General features: G+C 35.3%; 19 protein-coding genes, 2 tRNA genes, 1 riboswitch and 1 other annotated feature. Of the genes, 19 read left to right on the forward strand and 2 right to left on the reverse strand.

Annotated features, from left to right (window positions below):
- Positions 1 to 11: 11 nt before the first annotated feature.
- Positions 12 to 2,612, forward strand: coding sequence for a DNA gyrase subunit A (gene gyrA, locus LQ622_RS13615; RefSeq protein ID WP_126476375.1), 2,601 nt, complete (start codon positions 12 to 14; stop codon positions 2,610 to 2,612).
- Between the two features lie 73 nt (positions 2,613 to 2,685).
- On the opposite strand, the gene LQ622_RS13620 is transcribed toward gyrA, so the two are convergent.
- Entirely contained in the window at positions 2,686 to 3,495 is an 810-nt protein-coding gene (locus LQ622_RS13620; protein WP_025906240.1) for an NAD(P)H-hydrate dehydratase, read from the reverse strand.
- A 222-nt stretch (positions 3,496 to 3,717) separates the two neighbouring features.
- On the opposite strand from LQ622_RS13620, the gene hutP reads away from it, so the two are divergent.
- The 15 genes from hutP (at position 3,718) to LQ622_RS13695 (ending at position 20,827) form a co-directional block, all read left to right on the forward strand.
- On the forward strand, positions 3,718 to 4,155 hold the full coding sequence (gene hutP, locus LQ622_RS13625) for a hut operon transcriptional regulator HutP (protein ID WP_037589484.1): 438 nt from the start codon (positions 3,718 to 3,720) through the stop codon (positions 4,153 to 4,155).
- 94 nt (positions 4,156 to 4,249) lie between these two features.
- The gene (hutH, locus tag LQ622_RS13630; protein ID WP_037589485.1) at positions 4,250 to 5,734 is read left to right on the forward strand and encodes a histidine ammonia-lyase; all 1,485 of its coding nucleotides are present in this window, start codon (positions 4,250 to 4,252) and stop codon (positions 5,732 to 5,734) included.
- A 69-nt stretch (positions 5,735 to 5,803) separates the two neighbouring features.
- On the forward strand, positions 5,804 to 7,471 hold the full coding sequence (gene hutU, locus LQ622_RS13635) for a urocanate hydratase (protein ID WP_107576684.1): 1,668 nt from the start codon (positions 5,804 to 5,806) through the stop codon (positions 7,469 to 7,471).
- Complete coding sequence (gene hutI, locus LQ622_RS13640) at positions 7,464 to 8,705, forward strand: imidazolonepropionase (RefSeq protein WP_239763089.1); 1,242 nt, start codon at positions 7,464 to 7,466, stop codon at positions 8,703 to 8,705. The genes hutU and hutI overlap by 8 nt, the downstream gene beginning before the upstream one ends.
- Before the next feature lie 48 nt (positions 8,706 to 8,753).
- Positions 8,754 to 8,949 (forward strand) — a binding site (T-box leader).
- Positions 8,950 to 9,012: 63 nt separating this feature from the next.
- Complete coding sequence (gene serS / locus LQ622_RS13645; RefSeq protein ID WP_126476377.1) at positions 9,013 to 10,290, forward strand: serine--tRNA ligase; 1,278 nt, start codon at positions 9,013 to 9,015, stop codon at positions 10,288 to 10,290.
- A 125-nt stretch (positions 10,291 to 10,415) separates the two neighbouring features.
- Entirely contained in the window at positions 10,416 to 10,931 is a 516-nt protein-coding gene (locus LQ622_RS13650) for a YceI family protein (RefSeq protein ID WP_025906249.1), read from the forward strand.
- Positions 10,932 to 11,435: 504 nt separating this feature from the next.
- The gene (locus tag LQ622_RS13655; protein ID WP_049320762.1) at positions 11,436 to 12,080 is read left to right on the forward strand and encodes an AzlC family ABC transporter permease; all 645 of its coding nucleotides are present in this window, start codon (positions 11,436 to 11,438) and stop codon (positions 12,078 to 12,080) included.
- On the forward strand, positions 12,077 to 12,403 hold the full coding sequence (locus tag LQ622_RS13660; RefSeq protein WP_159315755.1) for an AzlD domain-containing protein: 327 nt from the start codon (positions 12,077 to 12,079) through the stop codon (positions 12,401 to 12,403). The genes LQ622_RS13655 and LQ622_RS13660 overlap by 4 nt, the downstream gene beginning before the upstream one ends.
- A 66-nt stretch (positions 12,404 to 12,469) precedes the next feature.
- Positions 12,470 to 12,571: riboswitch (SAM riboswitch) on the forward strand.
- A gap of 70 nt (positions 12,572 to 12,641) precedes the next feature.
- Positions 12,642 to 13,610: a homoserine O-acetyltransferase MetX gene (gene metX / locus LQ622_RS13665; protein ID WP_037589503.1), complete on the forward strand. Its 969-nt coding sequence runs from the start codon at positions 12,642 to 12,644 to the stop codon at positions 13,608 to 13,610.
- A gap of 81 nt (positions 13,611 to 13,691) precedes the next feature.
- On the forward strand, positions 13,692 to 14,609 hold the full coding sequence (locus tag LQ622_RS13670; RefSeq protein WP_232158594.1) for a DUF2232 domain-containing protein: 918 nt from the start codon (positions 13,692 to 13,694) through the stop codon (positions 14,607 to 14,609).
- A 14-nt stretch (positions 14,610 to 14,623) separates the two neighbouring features.
- Positions 14,624 to 16,588: a DHH family phosphoesterase gene (locus LQ622_RS13675; protein ID WP_037589491.1), complete on the forward strand. Its 1,965-nt coding sequence runs from the start codon at positions 14,624 to 14,626 to the stop codon at positions 16,586 to 16,588.
- Positions 16,588 to 17,034 carry a 50S ribosomal protein L9 gene (rplI, locus tag LQ622_RS13680; protein ID WP_037589493.1) on the forward strand — a complete coding sequence of 149 codons (447 nt, stop codon included), beginning with the start codon at positions 16,588 to 16,590 and terminating at the stop codon, positions 17,032 to 17,034. The genes LQ622_RS13675 and rplI overlap by 1 nt, the downstream gene beginning before the upstream one ends.
- A 99-nt stretch (positions 17,035 to 17,133) precedes the next feature.
- Positions 17,134 to 18,534 (forward strand): replicative DNA helicase, encoded by a 1,401-nt coding sequence (gene dnaB, locus LQ622_RS13685; RefSeq protein ID WP_025906258.1) that lies wholly within the window; start codon positions 17,134 to 17,136, stop codon positions 18,532 to 18,534.
- 285 nt (positions 18,535 to 18,819) lie between these two features.
- Positions 18,820 to 20,106: an adenylosuccinate synthase gene (locus tag LQ622_RS13690; RefSeq protein WP_037589494.1), complete on the forward strand. Its 1,287-nt coding sequence runs from the start codon at positions 18,820 to 18,822 to the stop codon at positions 20,104 to 20,106.
- 547 nt (positions 20,107 to 20,653) lie between these two features.
- Positions 20,654 to 20,827: a hypothetical protein gene (locus LQ622_RS13695; RefSeq protein WP_161519710.1), complete on the forward strand. Its 174-nt coding sequence runs from the start codon at positions 20,654 to 20,656 to the stop codon at positions 20,825 to 20,827.
- 479 nt (positions 20,828 to 21,306) lie between these two features.
- Here the strand turns inward: LQ622_RS13695 and LQ622_RS13700 are convergent, their stop codons facing one another.
- Entirely contained in the window at positions 21,307 to 22,191 is an 885-nt protein-coding gene (locus LQ622_RS13700; RefSeq protein WP_025906261.1) for a YitT family protein, read from the reverse strand.
- A gap of 107 nt (positions 22,192 to 22,298) precedes the next feature.
- Here LQ622_RS13700 and LQ622_RS13705 point away from each other — a divergent pair.
- The 3 genes from LQ622_RS13705 to yycF all read left to right on the forward strand — a co-directional run bounded on the left by LQ622_RS13705 (position 22,299) and on the right by yycF (position 23,333).
- A tRNA-Glu gene (locus tag LQ622_RS13705) sits at positions 22,299 to 22,373 on the forward strand.
- Between the two features lie 18 nt (positions 22,374 to 22,391).
- A tRNA-Asp gene (locus LQ622_RS13710) sits at positions 22,392 to 22,464 on the forward strand.
- A 167-nt stretch (positions 22,465 to 22,631) separates the two neighbouring features.
- The gene (yycF, locus tag LQ622_RS13715; protein ID WP_025906262.1) at positions 22,632 to 23,333 is read left to right on the forward strand and encodes a response regulator YycF; all 702 of its coding nucleotides are present in this window, start codon (positions 22,632 to 22,634) and stop codon (positions 23,331 to 23,333) included.
- Positions 23,334 to 23,342: the final 9 nt, after the last annotated feature.

The following is a 23,342-nucleotide window of genomic DNA, read 5'->3' on the forward strand; positions in this document are numbered from 1 at the left end:
GGATATGATTAATGGCTGAAATACCACAATCAAGAGTTAGTGAACGTAACATCAGTAAAGAAATGAAAGAATCATTCTTAGACTATGCAATGAGTGTAATTGTATCTCGTGCATTACCCGATGTTAGAGACGGTTTAAAACCAGTTCATAGACGTATTTTATATGGTATGAATGATCAAGGTATGACTTCAGACAAACCTTACAAGAAGTCTGCACGTATTGTTGGTGACGTAATGGGTAAATATCACCCACACGGTGACTCATCTATTTATGAAGCAATGGTACGTATGGCACAAGACTTTAGTTATAGATATCCATTAGTAGATGGCCAAGGGAACTTTGGTTCTATGGATGGTGATGGTGCTGCTGCAATGCGTTATACAGAAGCACGTATGGCTAAAATTACAAGTGAATTATTAAGAGATATCAATAAAGATACGATTGATTTCCAAGACAACTACGATGGTAATGAAAGAGAGCCGGTAGTCTTACCTGCAAGATTCCCTAATTTATTAGTGAATGGTACATCAGGTATCGCAGTTGGTATGGCAACAAATATTCCACCTCATAACTTAAATGAAGTTATAGACGGCGTATTAGCGCTTAGTCATAACCCAGAAATTACGACAAATGAGTTAATGGATATCGTTCATGGTCCTGACTTCCCAACAGCTGGTTTAATTATGGGTAGAAGTGGCATTAGACGTGCATACGAAACTGGTCGTGGATCAATCTTAATGAGAGCACGTTCTGAAATCGAAGTTATGAAAAATGGTAAAGAACGTATCGTCATTTCTGAAATACCTTACCAAGTTAATAAAGCAAGATTAATCGAGAAAATTGCTGAATTAGCACGTGATAAGAAAATTGAAGGTATTACAGACTTAAGAGATGAAACAAGCTTAAAAGTCGGTGTACGTATTGTTATAGAAGTTAGAAAAGATGCAAATGCTAATGTTATTCTTAACAACCTATACAAACAAACACCATTACAAACATCATTTGGTGTGAATATGATTGCATTAGTTGATGGTAAACCTAAATTATTAGGCTTACGTGCAGTTCTATATCATTATTTAGAACACCAAAAAGATGTCGTAACGAGACGTACGAAATATAACTTGAAAAAAGCTCAAGATAGAGCGCATATTCTAGAAGGTTTAAGAATCGCGTTAGATCATATCGATGAAATCATTACATTAATTCGTGAATCACAAAGTGACTCAGAAGCGATGGAAGGTTTACAAAATCGTTTCAACTTATCTGAAAGACAAGCGCAAGCGATTTTAGATATGCGTTTACGTCGTTTAACTGGTTTAGAACGCGACAAAATTGAAAAAGAATATCAAGATTTACTTAAACTTATTGAAGAATTAAAAGAGATTTTACGTGATGAAGAAAAATTACTAGAAATCATTCGAGAAGAAATTACTGAAATAAGAGATAAATATGGTGATGAGCGTCGTACAGAAATTACGGCAGCAGGTCTTGATCAAATTGAAGATGAAGACTTAATCCCAGAAGAACAAATCGTTATTTCATTAAGTCATAACAACTATATTAAACGATTACCAGTATCTACATATCGTTCACAAAATAGAGGTGGACGTGGTGTACAAGGTATGAATACGATAGAAGATGACTTTGTTAGCCAACTCGTAACATTAAGTACACATGATAACGTCTTATTCTTTACGAATAAAGGTCGTGTCTACAAACTTAAAGGTTACGAAATTCCTGAAATGTCTAGACAATCTAAAGGCTTACCAATCGTTAATGCTTTAGAAATCGAAAAAGATGAAATGATTAGTACGATGATAGCTGTTAAAGACTTATCAAGCGAAGAAGATTACTTAGTCTTTGCTACTAAACATGGTACAGTTAAACGTTCTAAATTATCTAATTTCTCACGTATTAACAAAAATGGTAAAATCGCAATCAACTTTAAAGAAGGCGACGAGCTTATTGCGGTTAGACTGACGGATGGTACGAAAGAAATCATTATTGGTACGAAACATGCATCATTAATACGCTTTGATGAATCTAAATTACGCCCATTAGGAAGAACAGCAGCGGGTGTGAAAGGTATTACATTAAGAGAAGATGATGAAGTTATCGGATTAGATGTTACAGATGAAGATCAACAAGATGAAATACTTATCGTAACTGAAAAAGGTTATGGTAAACGTACGTCAGCTGATCAATATCGTATCTCTAATAGAGGTGGTAAAGGTATTAAGACTGCCACTCTAACTGAGAAGAATGGTAACCTTGTTTGTATCACAACGGTCAACGGTGACGAAGACTTGATGATTGTTACAAATTCAGGTGTCATCATTAGATTACACGTAGCAGATATCTCTCAAAATGGTAGAAGTGCTCAAGGTGTAAGATTAATCCGTTTAGGTGAAAATCAACATGTTGCAACAGTAGCTAAAGTTGAACCAGACGAAGATGAAATTGCAGAATCACCTGTTGAAGGAGTGTTAGAAGAAACAACAGAAACTGAAGCTGTTGAAACTGACGCTCAAGAAGGTAAAGAAGATTTAAGAGAAGACTTCATGGAACGTGTAAATGAAGACATCGAAGAACAAGATAATGACGAAGAATAATATATAAAAAGAAGCATATCACGAACTTACTGATCAACATCAGTAGCGTGATATGCTTTTTTATTTTGAATATTTAAGCTTCGAATGATTTCATAGCATATGGAATTTCATCTATAAGTTTGGATGGTGGTACGATATACATATCTTTAGAAAGCTTTTCACCAATATAACTGTGAATATACGTTGCGTTAATAACCGCTTCTTCTAAATCAAATTGTCCAACGAAACTTGTGATCATGCCTGCTAACGTATCTCCCATTCCACCTGTTGCCATTGCGGGTGTACCGATAGATAATTTATATTCATGATCTTTAAAGAATAATTCAGTACCATGTTTTTTCAATACGACAGTTGCATTTAACGCATCAACCGCTTCTTTATTGTTTTCATAAGTTTGTTCTTCAATCGGGATATTACTCAGTCTTTCCCATTCTTTTTGGTGAGGTGTAAAGATAATCTCACATTCAGGTAAAGTATGCTTTAACTTACTTAAAATCGTAATAGCATCTCCATCAATAATTAATGTTTGGTGTGGCTGAATATTTTGGAATAGAAATGTTAATGTGTTATTCCCTTTAAAATCTAAACCGAGACCTGGACCTATTAAAATACAATCCGATTGCTCAATTAATTTAGAAAGCTTTTTTAAATCCGTGATATCTGAAACCATTGCTTCAGGACATCTTGAATGTAATGCAGCAAAATTGGATGAATGTGTAGAAACAGTTATAAGTCCACTACCACTAAATACACATGCCCTTGCTGCTAAAATAATTGCGCCACCTAAATTAGCGTTACCTCCGATTAATAATATCCTACCATAATCCCCTTTATGAGATTCTTGTTCTCTTTTTGGAATTGTGACAGATGAAATAGTCTTCATATTAACCCACCTTCAAATAATTGTACGATTTATTATGCCACTTAAAGTTGAAATTGAACAGAGAATTTTCCAAAACGTAACAAACAAATTACTTTAACAGGCTAATATATTAATCAATCACTGAGCTATGGATGTGCTAAAAAGTATTGTCAGAAAATTTCTGAAAGCGTATACTTAATATAAATATAGACATTAGTTATTAGATGAGATAGGAGCTTTCACATGACTGAACAAATATCAATTGGGAAGTACGCTACGTTATTAACGATCACAGATGAGCAAACGGCAAAGCAATTAATGCCTCAATGTCATGATATGCAATTTATTGTAGGCAAAATTGGCACAATGTCATTAAATAAAATCATCGCATCTGTTGAAACAGCGGCTAGAAGACAAGGGATTATTTCGGAAAGTCAGTATAGAGAAACACACGCGTTATACCATGCGATTTTAGAAGCGGTGAATGGTATTACAAGAGGTGAATTATCTATTGGTGAAATTATGCGAACGGTTGGCTTAAAGTTTTCAATAGTTAGAGGTTATCCTTATCAAGATAAAGCAGAAGGTGAATGGATAGCTGTGAGTTTGTACGGTACAATCGGAGCGCCTATAAAAGGTAAAGAACATGAAACAATTGGGTTAGGTATCAATCATATATAAGACATAGAAACACCTACTAGATATTAGATATAAGAAAGGTGCAACAAATTTTGATTTGTTGTATTTTTTTGTGTCCTAAAAAGGAGTGTTTTCAGTGAACTTAGTATTGAATGGTAAAGATTTAACAATTCAAGACATTAAACAATTCTTGAAAGAAGATGGTCAAATATCTATTTCGGAAGAAGCGTTAGTTAATGTCAGAAAAAGTCGAGAAACAGTAGAAAAAATCATTAAAAATAAAGAAACGATTTATGGTATTACGACAGGTTTCGGATTATTTAGTGATGTATTAATAGAAAAAGAAAAATATAACGATTTACAAGTCAATTTAATCCGTTCTCATTCATGTGGTACGGGTAAACCTTTTCCAGATAATGTGTCATTAATCATGATGGTCTTAAGGTTAAATACGATGTTAAAAGGCCATTCAGGTGTAACAGAAAAACTTGTTTCGTTATTAGTAGAATTTATTAATAGAAGAATCATTCCTGTCATACCTGAGCAAGGATCGTTAGGTGCTTCAGGAGATTTAGCACCATTATCTCACTTAGCTTTAGCGTTAATTGGTGAAGGAGATGTCCATTATAAAGGCGAAACAAGAAATGCGAAAGAAGTCTTACACGAAGTAGGATTGGAACCACATTCGTTACAAGCGAAAGAAGGATTAGCCCTTATAAACGGTACACAAGCGATGACATCTCAAGGTGTAATTGCATATATTGAAGCTGAAAATATTGCATATCATGCAGAATGGATTGCTGCATTAACACATCAAGCATTAAACGGTATCGTAGACGCATATGATGAGCACGTGCATATCGTAAGAAACTTTAATGAGCAAGTTGAAGTTGCAGAGCGTATGAGAAATTGGTTAGAAGGTTCTAAATTAACAACTAGACAAGGTGAAGTCCGTGTACAAGATGCATATACATTGAGATGTATACCGCAAATACACGGCGCAAGCTTCCAAGTATTAAATTATGTAAAAGAAAAATTAGAATTAGAAATGAACGCAGCAAATGATAATCCATTAATATTTGATAACGATGACGAAACACTCGTAATCTCAGGTGGTAACTTCCACGGACAACCAATAGCATTTGCCGTAGATTTCTTGAAAATTGGTGTCGCTGAGTTAGCGAATGTATCAGAAAGAAGACTTGAAAGATTAGTTAATCCACAACTCAATGGCGGATTACCAGCATTCTTAAGTCCAGAACCAGGCTTACAAAGCGGTGCAATGATCATGCAATACGCAGCAGCATCACTCGTATCAGAGAATAAGACATTAGCACATCCAGCAAGTGTGGATTCAATACCATCTTCTGCAAACCAAGAAGACCATGTATCAATGGGAACAATTGGCGCAAGACACGCATATCAAATCATACAGAACGTACGAAGAGTCATTTCTATAGAATGTATTATCGCGCTGCAAGCAGTAGAAATAAAAGGTGTAGACAAACTATCACCGAAGACAAAAGCAAAATACGAAGAACTAAGATCAATCGTACCTTCAATCACACAAGATAGAGTATTCCATCATGATATAGAGAAAGTTTGTGAATATTTGAGATAGTTAACTAAATACGTATAAAGTTCAATTCTATTTTAAGCATTTAATATTTTAGAAAAGGGGAAATGAGATATGTCTAGAGCGATTAAAGCGAAAAAAGGTTTGGAAATTGAGTGTAAAGGTTGGGAGCAAGAAGCGGTTCTAAGAATGTTATACAACAACCTTGATCCTGAGGTTGCGGAACATCCTGAGAAGTTAGTTGTATATGGTGGTATTGGTAAAGCTGCGCGTAACTGGGAAAGTTTCGACGCGATTGTTGATACGTTAAGAAGATTAGAAAATGATGAAACGATGCTTGTTCAATCTGGTAAGCCTGTTGCTGTTTTCAAAACGCATGAAGAAGCACCGCGTGTATTATTATCAAACTCTGTATTAGTACCTAAATGGGCTAACTGGGAACATTTCCATGAATTAGATAAAAAAGGGCTTATGATGTACGGTCAAATGACTGCTGGTAGCTGGATCTATATTGGTTCTCAAGGTATTGTTCAAGGTACTTACGAAACATTTGCTGAATGTGCGAACCAGCATTTTGGAGGATCATTAGAAGGTACGATTACATTAACAGCTGGATTAGGCGGTATGGGTGGTGCTCAACCATTAGCTGTAACGATGAATGGTGGGGTCGCTATCTGTGTAGACGTCGATCCGTCTAGAATTGAAAAACGTATCGAAACAAGATATTGTGATGTTATGACAGATTCATTAGATGAAGCTTTAGAAAAAGCAGAAGAAGCTAAAAAAGCGGGTAAACCTTTATCAATAGGTTTAGTAGGTAATGCTGCTGAAATTCATCATGAAATCTTAAATAGAGGATTTAAAATTGATATCGTAACAGACCAAACTTCTGCACATGATCCATTGAACGGTTATGTTCCTGAAGGCTATTCACTTGAAGAAGCAGATAAACTTCGTGAAAGTGACCCTAAAAAATATGTAGAATTATCTTCAGCATCTATGAAAAAACATGTAGAAGCAATGTTATTATTCCAAAAAAATGGTGCTGTTGCATTTGACTATGGTAATAATATTAGACAAGTAGCATTCGATGAAGGTTTAGAAAATGCATTTGATTTCCCAGGATTCGTACCTGCATATATCCGTCCATTATTCTGTGAAGGTAAAGGACCATTTAGATTTGCTGCTTTAAGTGGTGACCCTAAAGATATTGAAAGAGCAGACGAATTAATGCGTGAACTCTTCCCTGAAGATGAAAAATTAATGCGTTGGTTAGATATGGCAAGTGAAAAAATTGCTTTCCAAGGATTACCTTCAAGAATTGCATGGCTTGGATATGGCGAACGTGCAAAAATGGGATTAGCATTAAATGAACTTGTTAGAAAAGGTGAAATATCAGCACCAATCGTTATTGGACGTGACCACTTAGATTCAGGTTCAGTAGCATCACCAAACAGAGAAACAGAATCTATGAAAGACGGATCAGATGCTGTAGGTGACTGGGCAATCTTAAATGCACTTGTAAATACAGCTGCAGGTGGTTCTTGGATTTCAGTTCACCATGGTGGCGGTGTAGGTATGGGTTACTCATTACACGCTGGTATGGTCGTAGTAGCAGACGGTAGTGAACGTGCTGATAGAAGACTAGGCAGAGTATTAACAACTGACCCAGGTATGGGTGTAGCAAGACATGCTGATGCAGGGTATGACATTGCAATTGATACTGCAAAAGAAAGAAACGTAGATATTCCAATGTTAAAGGAGAAAGATAACCATGAATGATATCATCATCCAACATATAGGCGAATTAATTTTGCCGAAGAAGACTGACGGACCTCTTAAAGGGAAAGCTTTAAATGAATTAAATATTATCAAAAATGGCACAGTTGTTATAAATGAAGGTAAAGTCGTTTATGCAGGTGAACATACTGAAGAATTTGAAGCTAAAGAAGTGATAGATGCCACTCATAAAGTCGTATCACCAGGTTTAGTAGACGCACATACACACTTAGTGTTTGGCGGGTCTAGAGAACATGAAATGGCACTTAAACAACAAGGGGTAAGTTATCTTGATATCTTGAAACAAGGTGGCGGTATTTTAAGTACGGTTGAAGCGACTCGTGAATCAAGTGAAGAAACACTATACGAAAAATCTAAAAAAGAAATTATTAGAATGATTCAATTCGGTACAACAACTGTAGAAGCTAAAAGTGGTTATGGGTTAGATAAAGCAACTGAATTAAAACAATTAAATGTGGCACATCAATTAGCGCAAGACTTACCGATTCGAATGAAACATACATTTTTAGGACCACACGCAGTGCCTAAAGATGCGAAAGACAATGCAACATTCTTACAAGAAATGATTGATTTATTAGATGATGTGAAAGATAAAGCTGACTTCGCGGATATCTTCTGTGAAACAGGTGTATTCACAATTGAAGAATCAAGACGTTATATGCAAGCAGCAAAAGATAAAGGTTTAAAAGTTAAAATTCATGCTGATGAAATCGATCCACTTGGTGGACTAGGGTTAGCGATAGATGAAGGTGCAATATCTGCAGACCATCTCGTAGCTTCTAGTGAGGAAGATAAGAAAGCGTTAAAAGACAGCGACACTGTAGCTGTATTATTGCCAGGCACAACGTTCTATTTAGGTAAAGATCAATATGCAGATGCTAGAGGTATGATTGATCATAACGGTGCAGTAGCAATTGCGACTGACTTCAATCCAGGTAGCTGTGTGACAGACAACCTTCAACTTGTAATGAGCATTGCGGCATTAAAGCTTAAACTGACGCCTAATGAAATTTGGAATGCTGTTACAGTTAATGCAGCTAAAGCAATTGATGCAGAAGCAGGTACACTTGAAGTTGGCGATCAAGCTGATGTAGTTGTATGGGATATTCCGAACCATGAATATTTACCATATCATTACGGTGTAAACCATGCCGAAACAGTCATCATTAACGGTAAAAAAGTTTATGAAAATACAGGTCTCTTGACTGAATCTTAAGTATAGCTTGAAAATATGATATCAATTTGATATATTTATGTTAATTTAATAACTATATTGTTTAGGAATAAGTAATTTAAGCGTACATGTATAGAGAGCTTGTGGTTGGTGTAAACAAGTCATGAAACTTAAACGAATCTATCCTTTTAAGAAGAACAATCGGTAGAAACCGTTATATGACTTAGAGTGCAGTTTTTAATAACTGTTAAATAGGGTGGCAACGCGTAAGCACCACGTCCCTTGTGTATCAACGAGGAACGTGGTGCTTTTTTCTTAAACAATTATAGTATAAGAGGGAGGAAATATTATGTTAGACATTAGATTAATTAGGTCTGAACCGGAATTTGTTAAAGATAAAGTAGCTAAAAGAGGTGACGATCCAAAGGTCATCGATGAAATTTTAGAATTAGACAAAAAGCGCCGTGAACTCATCGCTCAAACAGAAGAACTTAAATCACGTCGTAATAAAGTAAGCGGGGAAATTGCACAGAAGAAACGCAATAAAGAAAATGCAGACGATGTTATTTTAGAAATGCGTCAAGTTGGCGATCAAATTAAAGAAATCGACCAAAATTTAAATCAATTAAATGAAGATGTTAAGTACAGATTAGTAAGAATTCCTAATTTAATTAGTGATGAAACACCAGTTGGTAAAGATGAAGATGATAATGTAGAAGTACGTAAATGGGGTACACCACGTCAATTTGATTTTGAATCTAAAGCGCACTGGGACTTAGTTGAAAGTCTTAAAATGGCAGACTTTGAAAGAGCTGCTAAAGTATCAGGTGCACGCTTCGTATTCTTAACAGGACAAGGTGCACAACTTGAAAGAGCACTTATGAACTTCATGGTAACGATGCATACAACGCAACATGGTTATACTGAAATGATGGTACCTCAACTTGTAAACGCAGATTCTATGTTTGGTACAAGCCAATTACCTAAATTTGAAGAAGATTTATTCAAAGTAGAAAAAGAAGGCTTATATACAATTCCAACAGCTGAAGTACCTTTAACAAACTTCTATCGTGATGAAGTGTTACAAGATGAACAATTCCCAATTAAATTTACAGGACAATCTGCATGTTTCAGAAGTGAAGCAGGATCAGCAGGTAGAGATACAAGAGGTTTAATTAGATTACACCAATTTAACAAAGTTGAAATGGTGAGATATGAAAGACCTGAAGATTCATTTAAAGCGCTAGAAGAGTTAACTCAACACGCTGAAAATATTTTACAAGCTTTAGAATTACCATACAGAACTGTGAATTTATGTACAGGAGATATTGGATTTGGAAGCTCTAAAACATATGATATAGAAGTATGGCTACCAAGTTACAATGATTATAAAGAAATCAGCTCATGTTCAAATATGACAGATTTCCAAGCACGAAGAGCAAATATTAGATTTAAACGAAACAAAGATGCGAAACCAGAATACGTACACACACTAAACGGAAGTGGTTTAGCAGTAGGTCGTACATTTGCTGCAATCGTTGAAAACTACCAAAACGAAGACGGTACAATCACTGTACCTGAAGTATTAGTACCATTTATGGGTGGCTTAAAAACAATTAAATTATAAATGAGTTAAATCTCTCAAAAAGGGTAATCATATATTGGTTACTCTTTTTTTTGATTTAATGCTTGAATATACTTTTTATATTTGATATACTAAGTATACAAAATAAATAAAGGGAGTTTTGACACATGACAAATTTCAATTTTGACAAAGCACACAGTAGTTTAGAATTTACAGTAAAACATTTAATGGTATCTCGCGTTAAAGGTACTTTTGAAGATTATAACGTAGAAGTATCAGGAGATATCAATGACCTTTCTACATTAAAAGCAACAGTTACAATAAAAGCAGATTCAATTAACACTAAAAACGCTGACCGTGACGCTCACTTAAAATCTGCTGACTTCTTTAGTGCAGATGAAAACCCAAATATTACATTTGAAACAAAATCAATCAGTGAAGATTCAATTACAGGTGATTTAACAATCGCTGGTGTAACACACGAAGAAACATTCGACGTTGATTTCAACGGCGTAAGTAAAAACCCATTAAACGGTGAAACAGTAACAGGTTTTGCAGTAACTGGTAAAATCGACCGTGAAAAATACGGCGTATCATTTAACCAAGCATTAGAAACTGGTGGCGTAATGATCGGTAGAGATGTTAAATTCGAAGCAAGTGCTGAATTCGGTTTAAGTGAATAATTCATATAGATAATCAAACAGTAGAAATTCATTCAATTGAATTTCTGCTGTTTTTTTATATGGTTTGAGATATGAATATAAGTGCACGAAGACTGAGAGATATCGTGCGCTAGGGTGGAAAATAAGGGTGTAACGCACGAAGACAGAGAGATATCGTGCGCTAAGGTGGAAATAAGGGTGTAATGCACGAAGACTACAAGATATCGTGCGCTAGGGTACAAAATAAGGGCATAACGCACGAAGACTTGACCACCTAAATCAAAATAATCAATCAAATATCAAATTATTTAATTATTTTCCGAATATTTAATCAAGTGTTATTGATAAAGTAATATAGGTATGATAAAACTAATACATATTAAAATTCTTTAGAGGTAAGTAAGACTGAGGTTAGACAAACGTTAGACTTACCTATAACTATAGATTGGAGGCATCGTTGTGACAAGTACGAGTATTACGAATAAAGGTTTGTTTCTTCAAGGTGTGAAAGACTGTATACCTACTATGCTTGGGTACTTTAGTGTTGCGCTAGCGTTTGGTATTGTCGGTATTTCATCTGGTTTATCTATTTTAGAAATTGCGTTGTTGTCTATTTTTGTCTATGCGGGTGCTGCTCAATTTATTATATGTGCGTTGGTCGCCATCCACTCCCCTATTTCAGCAATTCTATTGACGGTATTTTTTGTTAACTCAAGAATGTTTCTTCAAAGTTTAGCTTTAGTCCCAGCATTTAAAGGTAATGGTTTCTGGTCGAATATAGGAATAGGTACGCTTGTAACGGATGAGTCATTTGGTGTTGCGATTACGAAATATGCGAAAGAGAAATCGCTCAATGCGACTTGGATGCATGGTTTAAATATTTCAGCTTATTTATTATGGATTGTCACATCTATAATTGGTGGTTTAGTTGGTAACTTAATACCTAAACCTGAAATGTTTGGCCTCGATTATGCTTTAACAGCGATGTTTATCTTTTTATTGATTGCTCAGTTTGAAACGATACATAAAAGCAAAGTCTTAGTATATCTTTATTTAATTTTATTAACGATTGTATGCATGCTTATTCTGACATTATTTATGCCAACTTATTTATCTATTATTGTGTCGACAATTATTGCTTCTGTCGTAGGGGTGGTGTTTGATAAATGAGTATATCGATGTATTTAATTTTAATTACGGTAAGTTGTTTCGTTTTAACTTGGATTATCCGTGTTTCTCCATTTGTATTGTTATCAAAAGCGGATTTACCTGAAAGTGTGATCAAGTGGTTACAATATGTGCCGGTATGTCTCTTTACGGCATTAATACTAGAAGGCATGTTGAATCAAGAAGGCAATGCTGGATTTACGCTTAATTTTGAGAGCATTATTGTCGCGATACCAACGATTCTAATAGCGCTCATATTTAGAAGTTTAACGATTACAGTTATAGCCGGTATGTTTATTATGGCGATTGTGAGATTAGTCTTTTAATTTCATTCGTTAACTTATTGAAAGAAATGCTCATTTCTAGTATTCTTAATATAAATTACATAGCAAAGCTTATTCAGAGAAGTTGAGGGAATTGGCCCGACGACACTTCAGCAACCGGTCATAACAGATACGGTGCTACTACCAACGAGTATACTCGCATAATAAGGATGATGAGGACTTCTTACTTCTTTGACGAGTAAGAAGTCTTTCAATTTAAATAAGAGGGGGTTTTAATGTGATTATTTCTCGAGAAACAGGCATAGTAGATCTTGGACATTTTGAAACAGAATCTGGTGAAGTGATTGATAACTTGAAACTTCAATATGAGTATGTGGGTTATAAAGGCCAGCCACTCGTTGTAGTTTGTCATGCGTTAACTGGCAACCATTTAACATATGGTGATGATGAGCATGCAGGTTGGTGGCGTGAAATTATAGATGGCGGTTACCTTTCAATTAATGATTATCAATTTATAACATTTAATGTAATTGGCAGTCCTTATGGATCTAGTTCAAGATTGAATACACCTAATTTTCCAGAACATTTGACGATGAGAGATGTTGCGAGAGCAAATATATTAGGATTGAAACAATTTGGTTACGAAAAAATAGACGTATTAATTGGCGGCTCTTTAGGTGGAATGCAAACGTTAGAAATGCTTTATGACGGTTCGTTTGAAGTGAAAAAAGCAGTCATATTAGCTGCGACAGAGAAGACTTCATCATATAGTAGAGCATTTAATGAAATTGCTAGGCAAGTTATTCATATGAACGGACAAGATGGTTTAAGCATCGCAAGACAACTTGGCTTTTTAACGTATCGTTCAAGTAAAGATTACGAATCAAGATTCTCTGCAGATGATGTTGTAAGCTACCAAAAATATCAAGGCAATAAATTTAAAGAAGCATTCGATAAAGACTGCTATTTAACATTGTTAGATGTATTAGACAGTCATGACATATTTAGAGGACGAGATGATGTTGAAGAGCGTCTACGTCAATTAGAAACGAAAGTATTAACGTTAGGATTTGCGGATGATTTATTATATCCAGATGACCAAGTAAGAGCTTTAGGTCGATTCTTTAAATATCATAGACATTTCTATGTACAAGACAACGTTGGCCATGATGGCTTTTTATTGAATTTTGGAGATTGGGCACCGAACGTTTATCATTTCTTAAAATTATATAAATTTAAAGCACGCTGATATCAACTTAAAAGTCACCTACATTGTTTTAAAGGATAAAAATCTGTAAAATAGAGAAAGATGTTTAATTTAGATTGGGAAGTGAAAAATTTGTCTTTTAAAGTCGATATAAAAGCGACAATCATAGCAACACTTGTACTAGTTCTAAGTGCCGCTATTATAAACTTTGTACCATTATTAGCAATATTGATCATACCATTTATTACGATACCAGGAACGATTCTTTGGTATCGCTCTAAACCGTCCTTTTTTGTGACGGTTGTCATAACGTTATGTGCAACTGTTTTATTTAATCATGTATTCTTATTAACTGCCATGACACTTGTTATTTTTATGAGTGTATTTATTGGGCAGTTACTTATTGAGCGTACATCTAAAGAACGTATGTTGTACTTAGTGACAACATTTATGAGTATTTTGACGATAGGTAGTGTGTTAATTTTACAAATTACGGGAAACTTACCTTTAACAAGCAAGTTCTTTAGCCAGTACCATGATGTATTACTGTCATATTTCCAAATGGGTGGCAATATAACAACTGAAATCGAAGAATCATTACAAGTTTCATTAGAAATATTACAAGCGAGCATTCCTGGGTATATAGTATTATGGGTATTCTTATTAGTGCTTGTGAATTTAGTTGTGACGTTTCCGATTTTAAGAAAATTCAAAGTCGCAACACCTGTGTTCAGACCATTATTTATGTGGCAAATCAATAGAAGTGTAGCATTTGTTTTTGTGATTACAGTGCTTGTGAGTTTGTTTGTTACACAAGACAATGTCGTGGCGTATGGCATAGTCACTAACTTACAATTTGTGTTAGAATGGGTTATATTTATACAAGCATTATCGTTGTTCCATTTATTTGTAAAAGTTAAAAAATTACCAATTATAGTAGGTGTCATCATCTTTGTAATGGCATTTATATTTAAACCGTTTGCGTACTTATTCGGATTAATGGACATTTGGTTTAACTTGAAACAACGTATAAAAAAGTAAATTGAGGTGAGTTTATGAACCGTCAATCTGTTAAAAAAGCCCTAATATTTCCGTACATTATTATGATGATATTAGCTTTGGTGCTAGTCGTATTCAGTTTTTTTAATTCAATATTTTGGGCGATTATTTCGACGGTTGCTACGATAATTCTAATTGCAGTAAGCATATTTTTTGTTAGACAGAGCTTTTTGAAATTAGATTTATATATTGGGAGTTTAGCCGGTAGAATTACGAAAAGTAAAACAAGTGCAGTCAGTGACTTACCAATAGGCGTCATATTATTAGACAAAAATGATCATATCGAATGGATTAATAATTTTGCTAATAAACGATTAGAACGAGACGTTTTAGACGAACCAATTAACGAAGTATTTCCAAATATTTTAAAAAGATTAGAAAATACTTCAGAAGTAGAGATTGAAGAAGGATCATACAAATATAAAGTCACTTATACTGAAGATGAACAGTCTATTTATCTGTTTGATATTACTGAATCTTCCCGTGTATATGAATTATATGAAAATGAAAAACCAATCATAGCAACTATTTTCTTAGATAACTTTGATGAAATTACACAGAACATGAATGACTCTCAACGTTCAGAAATCAATAGTCTGATTACAAGCGTTATAGATGACTGGTCATCACGTTATCAACTGTTTATTAAACGTTATAGTGCTGATCAATTTATCGCGTTATTAAACAAGAGTATATTAGAAGATATCGAAACGTTGAAGTTCAACTTATTAGATGATTTAAGAGATAAGACAAGAGAAATCGGTCACCAATTAACATTGAGTATCGGTATTGGTGAAGGTAGTGAGAACTTAATTGAGCTAGGTGAACTATCACAATCAAGTTTAGACTTAGCGCTCGGCCGTGGTGGCGACCAAGTAGCCATTAAAAATAGTAATGGTAACGTGAGATTCTACGGCGGTAAGACTGACCCGATGGAAAAAAGAACAAGAGTACGTGCGCGTGTGATATCTCATGCGTTACGAGATATCTTAATTGAAGGTGACAAAGTGATCATTATGGGTCATAAATCACCAGATATGGACGCAATCGGTGCAGCAATCGGTGTATCACGTATTGCGAAGATGAATAATCTTGAATCATATATTGTATTAAACGATTCGGATATTGATAGTACATTAGAACGTGTGATGGCTGAAATAGACGAGAAGCCTGATTTGAAAGAAAGATTTATTACATCAGAAGAAGCTTGGCATGAAATGACACCACGTACAACACTCGTTGTCGTGGATACACATAAACCTGAACTTGTAATCGATGAGAACTTGCTTAATAAAGCAAACAGAAAAGTCGTTATTGACCATCATCGTCGAGGCGAAAGTATTATCTCAAGTCCATTACTTGTTTATATGGAACCTTATGCAAGTTCGACAGCTGAGCTTGTTACAGAGTTGTTAGAATATCAACCAACAGAACATCGTTTAACGAGAATCGAATCAACGATTATGTTAGCCGGTATTATTGTGGATACACGTAACTTTACATTAAGAACAGGATCAAGAACATTTGATGCTGCGAGCTTTTTAAGAAGTCACGGTGCAGATACGATTCTTTGTCAGCACTTCTTAAAAGACGATATTGATACGTATATTAAACGTTCAGACTTAATTAAGACAGTTAAATTATTCCGCGGTGGTGTCGCAATTGCGCATGGTGAAGATCATGAAACATATCACCCTGTTACAGTTGCTCAAGCAGCAGATGAATTGCTTGGCTTAGAAGGTGTAGAAGCATCTTATGTAGTAGCACGAAGATCAGAAGACACAATTGGTATTTCTGCCCGTTCGTTAGGAGAAGTAAACGTACAATTAACGATGGAAGCACTCGGTGGAGGCGGCCACTTATCCAATGCTGCAACACAAATTAAAAATACAACAGTAGAAAAAGCAATCGAAGCATTAGTTGAGGTTGTTGAATCAGATGATAAAGGAGTGGAAGAATAATGAAAGTTATTTTCACACAAGATGTTAAAGGTAAAGGTAAAAAAGGTGAAGTGAAAGACGTACCAGTAGGATATGGTCAAAACTATTTAATCAAAAATAATTATGCTGTAGAAGCAACACCTGGAAACCTCAAACAATTAGAACAACAAAACAAACGTCAAGAAGAATTAAAACAACAAGAAATAGAAGATGCTAAAGCACTTGCGGAAAAACTTAAAGAATTAGAAGTTAAAATTCCGGCTAAAACAGGTGAAGGCGGTAAATTATTCGGATCAGTAAGTACGAAACAAATTACGCAAGCATTAGATAAACAACACAAAATCAAAGTTGATAAACGTAAAATGGACTTACCAAATGGTATTCACAGTTTAGGTTATACAAATGTACCAATAAAACTACACAACAAAGTTTCTGGTACATTAAAAGTACATGTTGTTGAAGAATAAAGGCATCAATAAAATGGTCGGTATTTGATTTACCGACCTATTTTAATGCGTTATAATAAAAATTATTAAAAATGGAAAGGAGTAATCAGTATGGATGGTATGGATAATATGATGAACCCAAAACAAATGCCCCATAGTATAGAGGCTGAACAATCTGTTATCGGTGCAATCTTGATTGATCCTGAACTGATTAACTCAACAGGTGAAACATTAATACCTGAAGCTTTCTATCGTGCAAATCATCAACACATATTTAGAGCGATGTTAATGCTAAATGAACAGAATAAAGAAATTGACTCTGTTACATTGATGGACCAGTTGGCTGCAGAATCATTATTAGAAGAAGCAGGCGGTCCAGCCTATTTAGCAGAATTAGCAAATAATGTCCCAACAACAAGAAACATACATTTCTACATAGATATTGTGTTTAAACATGCAGTGAAACGCCAACTCATTCGTGTGGCGGATAGTATTGCTGAAGATGGGTATAATCCTGAACTTGATTTAGAATCATTGTTAGGAGATGCAGAAAAGAGAATTTTAGAGATTTCTGCTTCAAGAGGTACGGAAGGCTTCAAAGATATTAAAGATGTATTAAGTATTGTGTTTGATAATGCTGAACAGCTCGATCAAAATAACGGACAAACACCAGGTATACCAACTGGTTATCGAGATTTAGACCAAATGACAGCAGGATTTAACCGAAATGATTTAATCATTATTGCGGCACGTCCATCAGTTGGTAAGACTGCCTTCGCATTAAATATCGCACAACAAGTTGCAACGCACCAAGACTTATATTCAGTCGGTATTTTCTCTTTAGAGATGGGTGCCGATCAACTTGCTACACGTATGATATGTAGTACAGGAAATGTCGATTCAAATAGATTGCGTACAGGTTCAATGACTGAAGAAGACTGGAGCAGGTTTACAGTTGCAGTAGGTAAACTATCTAGAACGAAAATATTTATCGATGATACACCAGGTATCCGAATTACGGATATTCGTGCTAAATGTCGTAGGCTCAAACAAGAACATGGATTAGATATGATCATGATTGACTACTTACAATTAATTCAAGGTAGTGGATCTCGTAGTTCAGATAATAGACAACAAGAAGTATCAGAAATCTCTCGTATGCTTAAAGCAATCGCAAGAGAATTAGAATGTCCTGTTATTGCGTTAAGTCAGTTATCTCGTGGTGTTGAACAACGACAAGATAAGAGACCAATGATGAGTGATATTCGTGAATCAGGTTCGATTGAGCAAGATGCGGATATTGTTGCCTTCTTATATAGAGATGACTATTACTCAAGAGGCGGCGAAGATGAAGACGGAGAAGCGGTCGATGCAGGTGCACAAGACGAGAATGGTGAAATTGAAATCATTATCGCTAAACAACGTAACGGCCCAACAGGAACCGTTAAACTACACTTCATGAAACAATATAACAAATTCACCGATATTGACTATCAACATGCCGGAATGGAATTTGGATAAAAAAGTTTTTAAGCTAAAAGACGTACGTTTATTGTATATTATGCAAAAATGTACGTCTTTTGTTTTGTGTAAAGTAACACTTATGTGCTTAAGTTTGTGTTTTTGAAAATGAATAAAATGGTTGTAATCCTTTTAAATACTGTGGTTAAGGTGTTTTTTAGCAATTATTGCGTGAACAAGAATTGTAATTTGACACTCGTAATTAATGTTCGTTTTTAGTTTGCAATTTAAGGATAGTACTGATAGAATACTTAATGGTTAATGAGAAAAAGCGGAGGTGCTCACATGTCATCAATCGTAGTCGTTGGGACGCAATGGGGAGACGAAGGTAAAGGTAAAATTACAGATTTCTTAGCAGAGGATGCAAACGTTATTGCACGTTTTTCAGGTGGTAACAATGCAGGTCACACAATTAAATTTGATGGAGAAACTTACAAATTGCATTTAGTACCATCAGGTATTTTTTATCAAGAGAAATCAAGTGTTATCGGTAACGGTGTAGTTGTTGATCCAGTAGCTTTATTGAAAGAATTAGATGCTTTAAATGAACGCGGAGTTGCAACAGACAATTTAAGAATTTCAAACCGTGCGCAAGTCATCTTACCATATCATCTTAAACAAGATGAATTAGAAGAAGAAAAACGCGGTGACAACAAAATTGGTACAACTAAAAAAGGTATCGGTCCAGCTTATGTAGATAAAGCACAACGTATCGGTATCCGTATGGCTGATTTATTAGATAAAGAAACTTTTGAAAAACGCTTAAAAGAAAATCTTGAATATAAAAATGAATTATTCGAAAAAATGTTCAACGCAGAAGGTTTCACTTTTGAAGAAATTTTTGAAACTTACTATGCAGCAGGACAACGTTTGAAAGAATATGTAACAGACACAGCTAAATTATTAGATGATGCTTTCGTAAACAATGAAAAAGTATTATTCGAAGGTGCTCAAGGTGTGATGTTAGATATCGACCACGGTACATATCCATTCGTTACTTCAAGTAATCCAATTGCAGGTAACGTTACAGTAGGTGGCGGTGTTGGTCCAACATACGTATCTAAAGTAATTGGTGTATGTAAAGCTTATACATCTCGTGTAGGAGACGGTCCATTCCCAACAGAATTATTTGATGAAGATGGTCACCATATCCGTGAAGTAGGTCGTGAATACGGTACAACAACTGGAAGACCACGTCGTGTAGGTTGGTTTGACTCAGTAGTTCTACGTCACTCACGCCGTGTAAGTGGTATTACAGATTTATCAATCAACTCAATTGACGTATTAACAGGATTAAAAACAGTTAAAATCTGTACAGCATACGAAATTGACGGTGTTGAAATCACTGAATACCCAGCAAACTTAAACGAATTAGAACGTTGTAAACCAATCTTTGAAGAACTACCAGGTTGGGAAGAAGACATCACAGGATGCCGTTCACTAGAAGAATTACCAGATAACGCACGCCGTTATTTAGAACGCATTTCTGAATTATGTAACGTTAAAATTTCTATCTTCTCAGTAGGACCAGATAGAAACCAAACAAACCTATTAGAAAACTTATGGGACTAATAAAATAAAGAGAAACCAGCAGATACGTAGCGTATCTGCTGGTTTTTTCATGTTAGGGGAAGGTTTTGTGTGGTTTGGGATGGGGTGAGTTGGGGTGATGAGTTGGTTGGGGGGTGTTGAGCGTTGATATAAGGTGATGAGGGGTGAGTTGGGTTGGGATGTTTAGGGAAACTGGAACAGATTGGGGGCAGATCGGAGAAGATGTGAGTTAATGAGGTGGTAAACACACGAGATTGGTGAAAATGTGAGTTAAAGAGGTGGTAAACTCACAAGATTGAAAAAGATGTGAGTTAAAGGTGGAATAAACTCACGAGATTGGAGAAGATGTGAGTTAAAGAGGTAGTAAACTCACGAGATTGGAGAAGATGTGAGTTAAAGAGGTAGTAAACTCACAAGATTAGAAAAGAAGTGAGTTAAAGGCGTAATAAACTCACAAGATCGTAAAAATTTTAGAAGTAAAAAATAGAAATACTGTTTATACTAGCGAATTTAAAGTATCTGTTTTAAAATTTAGACAAGATCATAAACAAAAGGAGGATCTTAAACTATGGCTAAAAAACGAACTAAATCAAATAATAAAAATTTACCTTTAAATGAAAATGAACGCGAAGAACTTGAAAGACTTAGAAAAGAAAATGAGACGTTAAAAGAAGGTATAGCCTATCAAAAAAAGTTACAGGCCTTGACTGATATATATGGAAGCAACAATCAGAAAAAATAAAGGTCATTAATGTACTGCATGAAACATATAATATACTCATTAAGGTTTATATTTTTGAGTGCTGTTCAAAGTCATAGCTTAACTTTTAAATAAAGCCAAGAGATGCCTCAAGTCATGGCTTAAGTCCTGAATAAAGCCAAGAGATCGCCTAAGTCATGGCTTAAGTCCTGAATAAAGCCAAGAGATCGCCTATCAACCCCATCTTGAACCCGATCCTCACCCCCATACATCGCCGACCATCCTCAACGATCCTCACCCCCATACATCGCCGACCATCCTCAACCACCTACATCCATTCCCTCACCCATCCCCAACCACATCCCAACAAAAAAAGCATAAAAACTTATCATTTCAAGGTTGTCTACCAACTGCGCTCTAGACACTAACTTAATCAGTCTGCCTAATTAAGACTGTCCGCAATCATAGACGTCTATCTGTACTTTGAAATCATAAATTCTTATGCATGTTACTGTGATTGATTAATGTATTTCTCTTTTCTTAAATCGTCCGCCTTTTACTTCGCTCACGTCACCGATTGATAGGAATGCGGTGTTATCTATTTCTGTTACGATATCTTTTAGTTTGGATTCTTCTAATCGTGTGATGACACAGAATACGACTTTTTTATCTTCGCCTGTATATGCGCCTTCTCCATTCAGATATGTCACACCTCTACCGAGTCGGTCATTGATGGCTTCTCCGATATCTCTATATGTATCGCTAATGATCCATACGGCTTTTGATTCATCAAATCCTTGAACGGTTACGTCAATCATTTTAGCAGCTATAAAATAAGCAATAACGGAAAACATCGCTGATTCCCAATTGAATACAAATCCTGCAGCTGTAAATATGAAGAAGTTAATCAACATGACGATTTCGCCTACTGAAAATGGTGCTTTACTGCTGATTAAGATAGCACTGATTTCAGATCCGTCTAAAGATCCGCCATATCGTATTACGAGACCTACGCCTAAACCAATAATTGCGCCTCCAAAGATTGTTACTAAAAATGCTTCTTTAATAAAAGGATCAAAATGATGTAAGTAGGCTGTTGTAATAGATAATATTGTAATTGCGTAAATTGTAGAAATCGTGAATGTCTTACCAATCTGCTTGTATCCTAAAAAGAAAAACGGAATATTTAGTAGAAAGATAAATAATCCAAGCTTTAAATTGGTGAGATGACTCAAAATAATTGCGATACCGACAATGCCACCATCTAGTAAATTGTTAGGAACTAAAAATAATTCTAACCCTACCCCCATTAATATACTGCCGATGGTGATAAATATGAATCGTTTGAGGATTTCTCCTTTACGTAATTTACGATGTCCTTTTCTAATAACTTGTGCTTGTTCCATATTATCATCCCTTTTTAGTACTTCTATATTTATTATATAAAAAATTTAAAATAAAATCTTGTCTTCTGTATATTAGTCATGCTATAATCAATCTTGTGTTAAACAGAGGCCCCTTGGTCAAGCGGTTAAGACACCGCCCTTTCACGGCGGTAACACGGGTTCGAATCCCGTAGGGGTCACCATCTCAATTTTATACATAAGGTCCCGTGGTGTAGCGGTTAACATGCCTGCCTGTCACGCAGGAGATCGCGGGTTCGATTCCCGTCGGGACCGCTTTTAATGCTTATCGTAATAACGATAAGCATTTTTTTGTTGTTCAATCATAGATTAACGTCAAACAATAGAATTAATAGACAAATAGTGTTAAATTATAGTATAGGATATCATGCACAATTGTGTGCTTAGAGATACTTATTTTCAAAAAGAAATGAGGTAAATGTATGGCTAGAAAAATAGTAGTCGTTGATGATGAAAAACCAATTGCAGATATACTTGAATTTAATTTAAAAAAAGAAGGTTATGATGTTTATTGCGCATATGACGGTAATGACGCAGTAGATTTGATATATGCAGAAGAACCAGACATCGTATTATTAGATATTATGCTTCCTGGTAGAGATGGTATGGAAGTATGTAGAGAAGTTCGTAAGAAATTTGAAATGCCAATCATTATGTTAACAGCTAAAGACTCAGAAATTGATAAAGTTCTAGGGTTAGAGTTAGGTGCAGATGATTATGTGACGAAGCCTTTTTCAACACGTGAATTAATCGCGCGTGTAAAAGCAAACTTACGTAGACATTATTCTCAACCAACACAAACAGAAGACGAAGAAACAAATGAAATCGTCATTAAAGATATTACGGTATACCCTGATGCATATTCAATTAAAAAACGTGGTGTCGATATCGAATTGACACACCGTGAATTTGAATTGTTTCATTATTTAGCAAAACATATTGGACAAGTTATGACGCGTGAACACTTACTCCAAACTGTATGGGGTTATGATTATTTTGGAGATGTACGTACAGTCGATGTTACGATACGTCGTCTACGTGAGAAAATCGAAGACGATGCATCACATCCAGAATATATTGTGACGCGTAGAGGTGTGGGTTATTTCCTACAAACACAAGAGTAGGCTGATATT

The organism is Mammaliicoccus sp. N-M50, from assembly GCF_022386995.1.
GTDB lineage: Bacteria > Bacillota > Bacilli > Staphylococcales > Staphylococcaceae > Mammaliicoccus > Mammaliicoccus sciuri_A.